At 64.6% G+C, this 11,735-nt stretch carries 11 protein-coding genes; 2 read left to right on the top strand and 9 right to left on the bottom strand.

Features of this window, described 5'->3' with window-relative positions; all coding sequences use genetic code 11:
• Nucleotides 1-106 precede the first annotated feature (106 nt).
• The 6 genes from G566_RS0105205 to G566_RS0105180 form a co-directional block, all read right to left on the bottom strand.
• Nucleotides 107-976, bottom strand: a complete 870-nt coding sequence (locus G566_RS0105205) for a ParB/RepB/Spo0J family partition protein (RefSeq protein WP_022679620.1) — start codon at nucleotides 974-976, stop codon at nucleotides 107-109.
• 10 nt (nucleotides 977-986) lie between these two features.
• Nucleotides 987-1,763 (bottom strand): ParA family protein, encoded by a 777-nt coding sequence (locus tag G566_RS0105200; protein ID WP_022679619.1) that lies wholly within the window; start codon nucleotides 1,761-1,763, stop codon nucleotides 987-989.
• A complete protein-coding gene (rsmG, locus tag G566_RS0105195; RefSeq protein WP_022679618.1) occupies nucleotides 1,760-2,380 on the bottom strand; it encodes a 16S rRNA (guanine(527)-N(7))-methyltransferase RsmG in 621 nt (206 codons plus the stop codon). The genes G566_RS0105200 and rsmG overlap by 4 nt, the downstream gene beginning before the upstream one ends.
• A 1-nt stretch (nucleotide 2,381) precedes the next feature.
• Complete coding sequence (gene mnmG / locus G566_RS0105190; RefSeq protein ID WP_022679617.1) at nucleotides 2,382-4,226, bottom strand: tRNA uridine-5-carboxymethylaminomethyl(34) synthesis enzyme MnmG; 1,845 nt, start codon at nucleotides 4,224-4,226, stop codon at nucleotides 2,382-2,384.
• A 309-nt stretch (nucleotides 4,227-4,535) separates the two neighbouring features.
• Nucleotides 4,536-5,840, bottom strand: coding sequence for a tRNA uridine-5-carboxymethylaminomethyl(34) synthesis GTPase MnmE (gene mnmE, locus G566_RS0105185; RefSeq protein ID WP_022679616.1), 1,305 nt, complete (start codon nucleotides 5,838-5,840; stop codon nucleotides 4,536-4,538).
• Nucleotides 5,841-5,851: 11 nt separating this feature from the next.
• Nucleotides 5,852-6,100: a DUF6489 family protein gene (locus tag G566_RS0105180; RefSeq protein ID WP_022679615.1), complete on the bottom strand. Its 249-nt coding sequence runs from the start codon at nucleotides 6,098-6,100 to the stop codon at nucleotides 5,852-5,854.
• A gap of 142 nt (nucleotides 6,101-6,242) precedes the next feature.
• Here G566_RS0105180 and G566_RS0105175 point away from each other — a divergent pair, with 142 nt between their 5' ends.
• Nucleotides 6,243-7,214, top strand: coding sequence for a quinone oxidoreductase family protein (locus G566_RS0105175; protein ID WP_029131283.1), 972 nt, complete (start codon nucleotides 6,243-6,245; stop codon nucleotides 7,212-7,214).
• A 6-nt stretch (nucleotides 7,215-7,220) separates the two neighbouring features.
• On the opposite strand, the gene G566_RS0105170 is transcribed toward G566_RS0105175, so the two are convergent.
• Genes G566_RS0105170 through G566_RS0105160 form a run of 3 tightly spaced genes read right to left on the bottom strand, consistent with a single transcriptional unit; the run spans nucleotide 7,221 to nucleotide 10,732 of the window.
• Nucleotides 7,221-7,877: a YjbE family putative metal transport protein gene (locus G566_RS0105170; protein WP_022679613.1), complete on the bottom strand. Its 657-nt coding sequence runs from the start codon at nucleotides 7,875-7,877 to the stop codon at nucleotides 7,221-7,223.
• Nucleotides 7,878-7,914: 37 nt separating this feature from the next.
• The gene (locus G566_RS0105165) at nucleotides 7,915-9,318 is read right to left on the bottom strand and encodes a M20/M25/M40 family metallo-hydrolase (protein WP_022679612.1); all 1,404 of its coding nucleotides are present in this window, start codon (nucleotides 9,316-9,318) and stop codon (nucleotides 7,915-7,917) included.
• A gap of 10 nt (nucleotides 9,319-9,328) precedes the next feature.
• Nucleotides 9,329-10,732: a M20/M25/M40 family metallo-hydrolase gene (locus G566_RS0105160; RefSeq protein ID WP_022679611.1), complete on the bottom strand. Its 1,404-nt coding sequence runs from the start codon at nucleotides 10,730-10,732 to the stop codon at nucleotides 9,329-9,331.
• Between the two features lie 357 nt (nucleotides 10,733-11,089).
• On the opposite strand from G566_RS0105160, the gene G566_RS0105155 reads away from it, so the two are divergent.
• Entirely contained in the window at nucleotides 11,090-11,680 is a 591-nt protein-coding gene (locus G566_RS0105155) for a hemerythrin domain-containing protein (protein ID WP_029131282.1), read from the top strand.
• Nucleotides 11,681-11,735: the final 55 nt, after the last annotated feature.

Here is an 11,735-nt window from a genome sequence, read left to right as displayed (position 1 = left end):
CCCCTGCACCCGCTTTCGTTTTCGGTTGGCACCATTTTTGTTCGGGATCGCCGGAAAACAATCGGGAGCATGGTCTGCAACTTTGCCCGCCGGAGGCCATTCCTCCTTAAGCCACGCCGAGCTTGCTGCAGAGCAGGTCGAGTTGGTCGAGGTCGGCGAAGCGGATGGTGAGGCTGCCACTCGAGGCACCGGGGGCGACCTGGAGGGCTACCGGCATGCCGAGGGATTCGGCGAGTTGCTCTTCGAGCGCGTCGCTGTTGGGATCGTTGGCCGCGCTTGGCGGGGTGGTGCGCGGGGCCTTCGGCTTGGCCTTTCCGCCGGAGACGAGGGCTTCGAGGGCGCGAACTGAAAGGCCTTGTTTTACAGCCCGTTCGGCTAGGGCTTCGGCATCGGCTGCACCAACGAGGGCGCGTGCGTGCCCCATGGAGAGAGCGCCCGATTCCACCAAGGTTTGCACCGAGGCGGGCAGATCGAGCAGGCGCAGCAGATTGGTGACATGGCTGCGTGATTTGCCGACGATATCGGCGAGCACAGCCTGGGTGTGGCCGAAATCGGCAATGAGTTTCTGGTAGCCGCGGGCTTCTTCGATGGCGTTCAGATCGGCGCGCTGGATATTCTCGATCAGCGCAATTTCAGAGACTTGCCGGTCGTCGAGTTGGCGGACGACCACCGGGATTTCGTGCAGGCCGGCAGCCTGAGCCGCGCGCCAGCGGCGTTCGCCGGCGATGATCTGGTGTCGGCCATTGAAGCGGCGGACAAGGATAGGCTGCAACACGCCGTGAGTTTTCACCGAGGCGACGAGTTCCGCCATCGCCGTTTCATCGAACTGGCGGCGTGGTTGGCCTGGGTTGGGAACGATATCGGCGACGGGCAGGCGCACAACGCCAGGTGCAGTGGCGGTGGGCGGCGCCGCGATATCGTCGAGCAGCGCCGAAAGCCCGCGCCCAAGGCCGGATTTGCGTTTATTGTCTGTCATTTATCCCTCTTCATCCGGCGAGCGCCAGCGGGCCTTCGATGCGTTCCAGCAGCTCGCGGGCCAGCGCCAGATAGGCTTCCGAGCCGGCGCAGCTGCTGTCATAGATCAGTGCCGGCAGGCCGTGGCTGGGCGCTTCCGACAGGCGAACGTTGCGTGGCACCATGGTTTTCAACACCTTGGCGCCCATCACAGCCCGGACATCGGCGCAGACCTGATCGGAAAGCCGGTTGCGGCGATCGACCATTGTCAGCACGATGCCAAGCAGTTCGAGCCGGCGATTGATTCCGGCTTTCACCCGTTCGATCGTACCGAGCAGTTGGCTGAGCCCTTCCAATGCAAAGAACTCGCTCTGGAGTGGCACCAGCACGGCGTCTGCAGCGACCAGCGCATTGACGGTGACGAGGCCCAGCGACGGGGGGCAATCGATGATCACGAAATCCTGTGGCGGCAGGCTGGCCAGCGCGTCGGCGAGGCGGTGGGAGCGGCGGTCAGCATCGACCAGCTCCACCTCTGCGCCAGCCAAGGCGGCATTGGCCGGCAGGATCGACAGGCCCGGAATGGCCGTCTGGCGCAAGGCTTCAGTGGCGGGAATGCCATCCACAAGCACTTGATAAATTGAGGGATCGCGATCCTTATGGCCGATGCCCAGCCCAGTGGACGCATTGCCCTGTGGATCCGCATCAACCACCAGCACACGCTTGCCAACGGCCGCCAGCGCGGTGGCAAGATTCACCGCCGTGGTCGTCTTGCCAACCCCGCCCTTCTGATTGGCGACTGCGATAATCATCGGCGTTTAACCCCTTTCGCGACCACGATGCGGGCATCGGAATCGGTGCGGCTGGGAATCAGCTCATGGGCAAAGTGGAACTGCTTGGCCGCGCTGGCAAGCTCTTCCTGCACGCGGGCGCCCTTTGGCAGGATCCAGCGCGTACCAGAACCGGCGAAACGCAGACCCCAATCAAACAAGGTCTCCAGGCTGGCGGCGGCACGGGCGGTGATGATGTCAAATTTACTGCCGGTCAGTGCCTCCACGCGGACATTGGCCACAGCTACGTGGCCGGCGGTGTCCGTTTCGTGGGCGACGGTGTCCAGAAAGCGGCATTTCTTGGTGATGGATTCGACGAGCGTGATGTTGGATTCGGGATCGAGGATAGCGAGGACCAGGCCGGGGAAGCCGCCACCGGCGCCGATATCGAGCCAGGATTTGCCAGGGCCGGCGATTGCAAACAGCTGTGCCGAATCACGGAAGTGGCGATCCCAGATGTGCGGCAGGGTCGATGGGCCGACCAGGTTCATGCGCTGCTGCCATTCGGCGAGCAGTTCAGCGTAACGATCGAGCTTGGCCAATGTTTCACGTGAAACATCGAATTCGGTCGCAAAGGCTTCGCGGGCGTCTTGGCTCATCTCAGGCCGCCCGGCGGGTGGTGTGGGGAAGCAGAGCGATCAGTGCCGCCGGGGTGATTCCTGGCAGGCGGCTGGCGGCGCCCAAGGTGAGCGGGCGTGCGCGGCTGAGGCGTTCGACCATTTCCTTGGACAGTCCAGCCACCTCGGTAAAGTCGAGGCTGGCGGGCAATGTCAGCCCTTCGTCGCGGCGAAGGGCTGCGACCTCTGATTCCTGCCGAACGATATAGGTGGCATAATTGGCGTCCACCGCCAGGCTGGCGAACAGGTCGTCCGGCACCTGTGCAAGTTCTGGCCACACGCGGCGAGCGGCTTCATGGGTGACAGCGGGAAAGCGCAACCAATCGAACAGGGAACGCAACTGGCCGTCCTGGCGTACTTCGATTCCATGGGTCGCAAGTTGGTGCGGGGTGGCCGACAGGCTGTCGAGCAGGGCCCGGGCGGCTTCGCGGGCTGTCTGGTCCGCATGGAAATCAGCGGCTTGCGCGGTGGGGATGAGGCCGAGATCAAGGCCCAGCGGGGTCAAACGCTGATCGGCATTGTCGGCCCGAAGGCGAAGGCGATACTCAGCGCGACTGGTGAACATGCGATATGGCTCTGCCACGCCGTGCGTGGTGAGATCGTCGATCATCACGCCGATATAGGCTTGGGTGCGATCGACGATGAGCTCGGGCAGCGCCAGCGCGGCTGCGGCAGCGTTAGCACCGGCCACAAGACCTTGTGCAGCGGCCTCCTCATAACCGGTGGTGCCGTTGATCTGGCCGGCGAGGAACAGGCCCGCCACATCCTTGGCGGCAAGGCCGGGCGTCAATGCCCGCGGATCGACATGATCATATTCGATGGCATAACCGGCGCGGAGGATGCGGGCGCGTTCCAGGCCCTTGATCGAGGCGATGAACTTTTCCTGCACATGCAGCGGCAGCGACGTTGAGAGACCATTGGGATAGATGGTGATGTCATCATAGCCCTCTGGCTCCAGGAAGATCTGGTGGCCATTGCGATCGCCAAAGCGCACCACCTTGTCCTCAATGGACGGGCAATAGCGTGGGCCGACTGAATCGATGTGGCCGCCATACAGCGCAGACTCGCCAAGGTGGTCGCGGATGATTCGATGCGTCGCCGCATTGGTCCGGGTCACGGCACAGGGAATCGGCGGTCGACCATTAGCCTTGCCAAAGCCACTGAACCGGGGGTCGTCCCTATCACCGTGCTGCCACTCGAGCATCGCCCAATCGATGCTGCGGCCATCAAGCCGCGCCGGCGTACCGGTTTTCAACCGACTTACTGGCAGGCCCAAGGCCCGCAGCGCTTGTCCCAGATCGCTGGCCTGTGCGCCGACCCGGCCACCCGCTTCGCGGGCCGATCCGATGTGCATCATGCCGCCAAGGAAGGTGCCGGTGGTGAGGACAACCGCGGGGGCATTGAGACGGCCCCGCGCCGTTTCTACGCCCGTGATACGACCCTGTTCGAGTACTAGGCCTTCAACGGCGGTGGGGACGATGGATAAAGTGGGGAACTCCGCCAGCACGTCAGCCATGGAGGCACGATACAAGGCGCGGTCAACCTGAGCGCGCGGGCCATGGACGGCTGGGCCCTTCGAACGATTCAGTAGTCGCGATTGCAACCGTGCCGCATCTGTGACTCGCCCCATGATGCCACCCAGCGCGTCGATCTCGGTGACAAGATGGCCCTTGCCAATGCCACCTACCGCCGGGTTGCAACTCAACGTGCCAGGATCATCCGCGCGCAATGTGACCAACGCGACACGCGCGCCGCGCCTCGCGGCGGCAGCAGCAGCCTCGCAACCGGCATGGCCGGCGCCGACAATGATGACGTCGTAGGAAGACATGCGGTCTCCATAGCGATTCGTGGGCGATGTTTCACGTGAAACATGGGGGGGAAGTACAAGGAAGCCTCCGGCGGGCAGGGGCTGAGCCCCTGCACCCACTTTCGATTTTGGCGGGGCCTATGGTTTCAATGGCCTGCGCCGCAGGCTGTCATCATTGCCTGCGGCGCTGGAGTGCGCTTCTGGTGCGCGGGCTGCACGAAAACAAATGGGTGCAGGGACTGCGTCACTGCCTGCCGGAGGCCGCTTTCTCACTTTACAAGAAAACAGCGGGGCCCCGGATCAAGTCCGGGGGGACGGATCCAGGTATGATCACTTCCCGATGCAGAAGCGGCTGAAGATGCGGTCGAGCACGTCGTCCACGCCAACGCGGCCCGCGATCCGTCCAAACGCGTGGGCCGCGCCGCGGAGAGATTCGGCACGGAGGACGGGTTCGGGGGCCTGGGCGGCGTCGCTCAGGGCGGCTGCGGCGTCGGTGAAGGCGGCGCGGTGGCGGGCGTGGGCCAACAGGGCCGGTTCGCCAGGGCGGGTAGTGGTGCGGGCCCAGGTGGAGAGCCAGTCGCGCAATTGCGCCATGCTGGCGCCGGTGGTGGCGGAGACCGCCAGGGCGCCCTGTGGCAAGTCAGGCTGGCCAAGGTCGCACTTGTTGAGCAGCAGCAAGTGGGGCGGCCCGTCGGCTGTCGGTGTCGGCCACTGCGGTGCATCGGCGCTGGCGACGCTGATAACGAGATCGGCGGCGGTGGCGCGGCGGCGGGCGCGGGCAATGCCTTCGGCTTCGATGGGGTCGGTGGTGTCGCGCAGGCCGGCCGTATCGATCAGGACGGCAGCGATGCCGCCCAGGTCGAGCGGGACTTCGATGGCGTCGCGTGTGGTGCCGGCGATGGGCGTGACGATGGCGGCGTCGCGCATGGACAAGGCATTGACCAGGCTGGATTTTCCCACGTTGGGCGGCCCGGTGACGGCGATAGAGAGGCCTTCGCGGATGCGCGCGGCGCGGGTGGAATCGGCGATGAGGCCGGCGAGTTCATCGGCCATGGCGAGCAGCTGGTGGCGGGCGGCTTCGTCGAGGCGTTCGGCGACATCGGCTTCGTCTTCAGCGAAATCGAGGCCGGCTTCGGCTTCGGCGAGCAGCATCAGGCAGCGTTCGCGCCACTCGTCAGCCAGGCGGCCGAGGGCGCCGCCGGCGAGGGCCAGAGCTTGATCGCGTTGGCTGGCGGTTTCAGCGCTGACGAGATCGGCCAGGCCTTCGACTTGTGCGAGATCCATGCGGCCATTGGCGAAGGCGCGGCGGGTGTATTCGCCGGGTTCGGCCAGCCGGATGCCGGGCAGCGCAGTGAGGGCGGTGAGCACGCCGGAGACGACGGCGGGGCCGCCGTGCAGGTGGAATTCGGCAAGGTCTTCGCCGCTGGCGCTTGCGGGGCCGGGAAAGACGGCGACGAGGGCCTCATCGAGCAAGCTATCGCCCGCGTGCAGTTGGCACAGGCTAAGGCGGCGAGGTGGCGGGATGCGGCCGGCCAGGGCCTGGACCGCGGCAAAGGCGGCCGGGCCAGACAGGCGAATAACGGCGAGCGCTGCCGGCGGACGGCCGCTCGCCAGCGCCGCAATTGTATCGGTCATGGCTGGATCGTTCAGCCTTGCGACTTGCCGGCGGCGGCGCCGAGCCCGGCCATCATCAGTTTCTGCCATTGTTCGAAACCGCCGGCGATGCCGGGCGCCCAGTTCTGCATCATGCGCTGCCAATCGGCGGCGTTGATGCCTTCGGTCATCGCTGTCTTCATGCGATCGAGATAGACATCGTGCAGGGGCTGCAGATCGGGCAGGCCAAAGAAGGTCCGGGCTTCTTCGGGAGTGCAATCAATGTCGAAGCTGATCTTCATGGCCGCAATGCCTCTTTTCCTTGGCTCGGTTCGCGCTAGTGTAGCGGTGGGAAGTGGCAATCGGCAAGGCGATGCTGAGTCGAACTGCCATTCAAGCAAAAACAAACAGTTACCGCGCAACATAAGCGCAGCATGAAGGGGAATGGTCATGAAAGCGATCCGGATCGATGCCAGTGGTGGCCCGGAAGTGATGCAGTGGCAGGACATCACGCTGCCGCCGCTGGGGCCGGGGGAGGTGCAGTTGCGCCACACGGCGATCGGGCTGAATTTCATCGACACCTATCATCGTTCCGGCCTGTATCCGATTGCCTTCCCATCAGGGCTGGGGCTCGAAGCGGCTGGCGTGGTGGAAGCGGTGGGCGAGGGCGTGACGCTGAGCGTTGGCACGCGCGTGGGCTATTGCTGGGGGCCGATCGGAGCCTATGCCACATACCGCAACATTGCCGCGGCGATGCTGGTTCCGTTGCCTGATGGTGTTTCGGACGAGATGGCAGCGGCCGGGCTGTTGAAGGGCTGCACCACCGAATTCCTGGTGGAACGCTGCGCGAAGGTTCGACCAGGGGACTGGGCGCTGGTACCGGCGGCCGCGGGCGGTGTGGGCCTGTTGCTGGTGCAATGGCTGAAGCTGGCGGGGGCGACTGTTATTGCGGTTGCCGGCACGCAGCAGAAACTGGCGCTGGCTGCTGCGCACGGGGCGGATCATGGTGTGCTGGATGGCAGCGATGTGGCGGCGCAAGTGCGGGCGCTGACCGGTGGACGCGGTGTGGACGTGGTGTTTGACGGGGTGGGCAAGAACAGTTGGGAATCAAGCCTGGACAGCCTGAAACGGCGGGGCCTGATGATCAGTTTCGGCAATGCCTCCGGCCCGGTTTCGGGGGTGGATCTGGGCATATTGGCGCGCAAGGGATCGCTGTTTGCGACGCGGCCGACGCTGTTCGATTATTATGCCACGCCGGAAGAACGGCTGCAGCATGCAGGCCGAGTGTTGGGGCTGATGGCATCGGGCGGGCTGAAGCTGGCGATCAACCAGCGCTACAAGCTGGCCAACGCCGCCAAGGCGCACGAAGATCTGGCGGCGCGGCTGACGACGGGATCGACGGTTCTGGTGCCGTAAGGAGGCCTACATCCCGACCATTGGTTGCACGATGGGGGCGACTTCGTTGAAGCCCTCCCAGATCATCTTGAAGGCGACATAGACGATCACGACCAGGCCGACATAGGCGATCCAGCGGTAGCGCTCGATATATTGGGCGATGATGTTGGCGGCGATGCCCATCAGCGCGACCGACAGCGCCAGGCCGGCGATGAGGATATCGGGATGTTCGCGCGCGGCACCGGCGACGGCGAGCACATTGTCGAGGCTCATCGACACGTCGGCCAGCGCAACGCTCCACGCGGCGGCGGCGAAGCTCTTGGCCGGCGGCGGTGCATCGGTGGCGACGAAATCATCGCTGTCGCTGCCCGGCGCGTCGATCAGGGCGCTGCGCGGGTTGATTTCGCGCCACATGCGCCAGGCCACCCACAGCAGCAGCAGCCCGCCGGCGAGGATGAGGCCGACGATCTGCAGCAATTGGGTGACTGCCAGGGCAAAGATGATCCGCAGCACCAGCGCAGCGATGATGCCGATCAGGATGACCTTCTTGCGCTGCGTCGCCGGGAGGCCCGCCGCGAGTGCGCCGACCACGATGGCGTTGTCGCCGGCCAGCACGACGTCGATCAGCACGACCTGGCCAAACGCGGACAGGGCTTCGGGGCTGAGCAGGTGGGCGATGTCCATGGCGGGCATGTAGGGTGTTGCGGGCCGGAGTGCCAGACTATTTGGGATTCGCCAGCACCATCACCAGATCGGAGAGATAATCGCGGCCCTGCATCAGGCTGCGCACACTGATGCGTTCGTTCAAACCGTGGATGCCGTTGCCATCGGCATCGATCATCGTGCCGGGGGCGCCATACACCGGGATGCCGATCGGGGTGATGTAGATGGCATCGGTGGCGCCGGTGCTCATCATGGCCAGCATCGGCACGCCGGGGAAGTGCCTAGCGGCAACGCTGGTCATCGGGTCGATAATTGCTGGGTTCATCGGGGTGGGCTTGGCCACCGGGCGGATCGGCGGTTTCAGGCTGACGTTCACCTTGGCGTTGGCGATGATCTTTTCCAGATCGGCTTTCAGTGCATTGGGATCGGTGCCCGGGAACATGCGGCAGTTCACGTTGGCGCGGGCGCGCTGGGCCAGGGCATTTTCGGCGTGGCCGGCTTCCAGCAGAGTGGTGACGCAGGTGGTGCGCAGCACACTGTGATTTGTCGGGTCCATCGAAACGATGCGATTGGCTTCCGCATCATTTGGGTTGGTGAGCAGGCGGGCCATGGCGGGGCCAACCGGATTGGGCATCACTTTGGCCAGGGTGGTGAAATAGGTGCGGGTGGTATCGGTGAACTGCACCGGGAATTCGTGCCTGTTCACGGCGACCACGGCGGCGGTGAGATCGGTGATGGCGTTATCGGGGCGCGGCACGCTGCTGTGACCACCGGGGTTGGTGGCTTCGATCCAGAAATTCTGCACCGTCTTTTCACCCACCTGCACGGCCAGGCCCTGCGGCTTGCCATCGGGGCCGTTGCGGCCGCCGCCGCCTTCGTTGAGCGCGAATTCCGCCATGATCAGTTCGGGGCGGTTCTTCGCCAGCCAGTCGGCGCCGTTGAAGGCGTAGGTGGTCTCCTCCCCGCAGGTCAGCGCCAGCTTGATGGTGCGTTTTGGCGCCTTGCCGGCCTTCATGCGGATCAGGAGATCGGCCCAGATGCTGGCCTGCGCCTTATCGTCGAAGGTACCGCGGCCATAGAAATAGCCGTCTTCCTCGATCAGTTTGAACGGACTGCGCGTCCAGTCTTCCGGCTTGGCGGCGACCACATCGAGGTGGCCGAGCAACAGCATCGGTTTCACCTTCGGATCGCTGCCCTTCAGATGGACAACGATGCCGCCATCTTTGGGGAACTCCGGCACGCTGAACTGGGTGATGTCGGCATCGCCGAAGCCTGCCGCCTTGAAGCGCAAGGCGAGTTTTTCGGCCGCCGCGGTGCAGCTGCCGGTGGTGACGCTGGTGTCGGTCTCCACCATCTCTTTGAACAGGGCCCGAAATTGGGCCTCGCCCGGCTGTTGGCTGACATATTGGGCCTGAGCTGCGGTGCCAGCGAACAGGGCTGTAGCGAGGAAGAGCGCGCGCATCGGTTTGTCCTTACTTGGCAGCGTAGGCGGTGATCAGATCGAACAGATAATCGCGTTCCTTCATCACGCCGGCGACGGAAATCCGCTCGTTGAGGCCGTGGACGCCATTGCCATCGGGCATGCCGAAGCGGCCGGGCATGCCATAGGTCGGCATGCCGGCGGCGTTGAGATAGCGGCCATCGGTGGCGCCGGTGGACATGGTGGGGATTAGCGGAATGCCGGGAAAATGCTTGGTCGCCAGCGCGACGGCAGGGCCATAAACCATGTCAGACAGCGGCGGCGGCGGCGCGGCCTTTTCCGGATTTTCCGAAGCGCGCGGGGTGACGGTGATGGTGGGGTCGCGCAGCCGCGCCACGATTTGCCCGCGCACCTTTTCCACGCTCTCACCGGGGAACATGCGGCAGTTCACATTGGCCTGGGCGCGCTGCGGCAGGGCGTTGCGGGCGTGGCCGGCGTCCAGCATCGTCGCCACGCAGGTGGTGCGCAGCGTTGAGTGCCAGCCCGGATCCTTCGACACGATGGCTTCGGCAGCCGCGTCGGCCGGATTGGCCAGCAGGGTGCGGATGGCAGCAGCGGTGGGCGCATCGCTCAGCTTGGCCATCTCGGCGAAATAGGCGCGCGTCGTGTCCGACAGGATCACCGGGAAATCATTCTTCGCCAGGTTCACCAGACCGGCGGCGAGTTCATAAATCGCATTGTCCGGGCGCGGCCGGCTGCTGTGGCCGCCGGGGTTGCGGGTTTCCAGGGTGAAATCCTGATACACTTTCTCGCCGGCCTGGAAGGCGAGGCTGATCGGCTTGCCGGTCGCGTCGGCCTTGCCGCCGCCGCCCTCGTTCAAGGCAAATTCCGCATCGATCCAATCGCGATGCTCCTCCACCAGCCACTTGGCGCTGTTGTAGGGCCCGCCTTCCTCACCACAGGTCAGCGCCAGCTTCACCGTGCGCTTCGGCGCCTTGCCCTGCTTCAGCCGGACCATCGCATCGGTAAAGATCGCGCCATGCGCCTTGTCGTCACTCACGCCGCGACCATAGAAAAAGCCGCCCTCCTCGATGAAGGTGAAGGGATCGCGCTCCCAATCGGCGCGCTTGGCCTCCACCACATCAAGGTGGGACAGCAGCAATATGGCCTTGGCCTTCGGATCACTGCCCCTCAGCGTGGCCACCATCCCGCCATCCTGCGGGCGTTCTGCGGAACCGGGGAACAGCTTGATATCGGCATCGGTGTAACCGGCGGCCTTTAACCGCGTCGCCATCCGCTCGGCGGCCAGATTGCAACTGCCGGTGGACACGGTGGTGTTGGTCTCCACCAGTTCCTTGTAGAGCGCGCGGAACGCCTGCTGGTCGGGCCGCAGCGCCTGAGCGCTGGCCGGAACGGCGATGGTGGCGGCCAGAAGTGCGGCGATGAATGTGCGCATGATGTTTCCCCTTGTTGCCGGCATCAAAGCGGGGCGGCTGCGGGATGGCAAGGGGCAAAGGCGATAGGAAGAAATGGCCTCCGGCGGGCAGGGCCTGAGGCCCTGCACCCACTTTCGTTGTTTCAAGCCTGTCGCACGAGGTCGTAGTCGCACTGGCTGTGAGAAATGGGTCGCCCGAAAACAAACGGGTGCAGGGTCTGCGAACCTGCCCGTCGGAGGCCCCGACTTTTCCTTTTCCCTTCAGCGCACAAATACACGCTGGGACAGGCAGCCCGGAATGCCGGACGAACATCGCCGGCCTTTGGAACTTCTGCGCGCGGCACGGGTTTGATGGTCATGGGAAAAGGAGAATTCACCATGACGGATACAAGCACACGCACGATGGGACGGAAGATGACGATCGGCAACGGCGGCACATCGGCCTTGATGGCCGGGGTGGCTGGTTTCGGGCTGGGCATGATGGTTTCGGCGGGTCGCAAGGCGGCGTCGCAAGCGGCGACATTTGCCGCGGGCGACTGGTTCGAAGGCTTGAAGGCCGAGCATCAGGCCGCGCGAACGCTGCTGGAGCAGCTCGCGGCCACGCGGGACGAGGATTTGGCCAAGCGCGCCGCGCTGGTGCTCGAACTGCAGTACGCCATGGGCAAGCACCAGGTGCAGGAAGAATATGTGAGCTACTGCGTGGTGGCCGAACATGGCCAGAGCGATGTGGCCGAAGCGCTGAACACCGATCATTTCGAGGTGAAGCAGGGCCTGTATGCGTTGGAAATGATCGGCAAGGCGAAGGGTCCAGGCTTCCTGGAAAAGGTCGCCGCTATCCGCACCGCCTTTGAATCGCACGTGCGCGAGGAGGAGGACGTGGTGTTCCCGACCTTGCAGGCGATGCTGACCGAGGACGAGAAAAAGGCGCTGACCAGCCGTATGAACCGTGAAGGGTTCAAGGTGGCCTGAGCCCCCGCCTGCTGATGACTTGTGGGGCGGGGACTGATCCCCGCCTCATAATCAT

Origin of the sequence: Sandarakinorhabdus limnophila DSM 17366, from assembly GCF_000420765.1 — a bacterium.
Lineage (GTDB): Bacteria > Pseudomonadota > Alphaproteobacteria > Sphingomonadales > Sphingomonadaceae > Sandarakinorhabdus > Sandarakinorhabdus limnophila.
This window is presented reverse-complemented; position numbering and strand designations above follow the sequence as displayed.

Bases quoted from the DNA above. Each gene is read 5' to 3' on its own strand.
- G566_RS0105205 (WP_022679620.1), bottom strand. From the start codon at position 976: ATGACAGACAATAAACGCAAATCCGGCCTTGGGCGCGGGCTTTCGGCG.
- G566_RS0105200 (WP_022679619.1), bottom strand. From the start codon at position 1,763: ATGATTATCGCAGTCGCCAATCAGAAGGGCGGGGTTGGCAAGACGACC.
- rsmG (WP_022679618.1), bottom strand. From the start codon at position 2,380: ATGAGCCAAGACGCCCGCGAAGCCTTTGCGACCGAATTCGATGTTTCA.
- mnmG (WP_022679617.1), bottom strand. From the start codon at position 4,226: ATGTCTTCCTACGACGTCATCATTGTCGGCGCCGGCCATGCCGGTTGC.
- mnmE (WP_022679616.1), bottom strand. From the start codon at position 5,840: ATGACCGATACAATTGCGGCGCTGGCGAGCGGCCGTCCGCCGGCAGCG.
- G566_RS0105180 (WP_022679615.1), bottom strand. From the start codon at position 6,100: ATGAAGATCAGCTTCGACATTGATTGCACTCCCGAAGAAGCCCGGACC.
- G566_RS0105175 (WP_029131283.1), top strand. From the start codon at position 6,243: ATGGTCATGAAAGCGATCCGGATCGATGCCAGTGGTGGCCCGGAAGTG.
- G566_RS0105170 (WP_022679613.1), bottom strand. From the start codon at position 7,877: ATGGACATCGCCCACCTGCTCAGCCCCGAAGCCCTGTCCGCGTTTGGC.
- G566_RS0105165 (WP_022679612.1), bottom strand. From the start codon at position 9,318: ATGCGCGCGCTCTTCCTCGCTACAGCCCTGTTCGCTGGCACCGCAGCT.
- G566_RS0105160 (WP_022679611.1), bottom strand. From the start codon at position 10,732: ATGCGCACATTCATCGCCGCACTTCTGGCCGCCACCATCGCCGTTCCG.
- G566_RS0105155 (WP_029131282.1), top strand. From the start codon at position 11,090: ATGACGGATACAAGCACACGCACGATGGGACGGAAGATGACGATCGGC.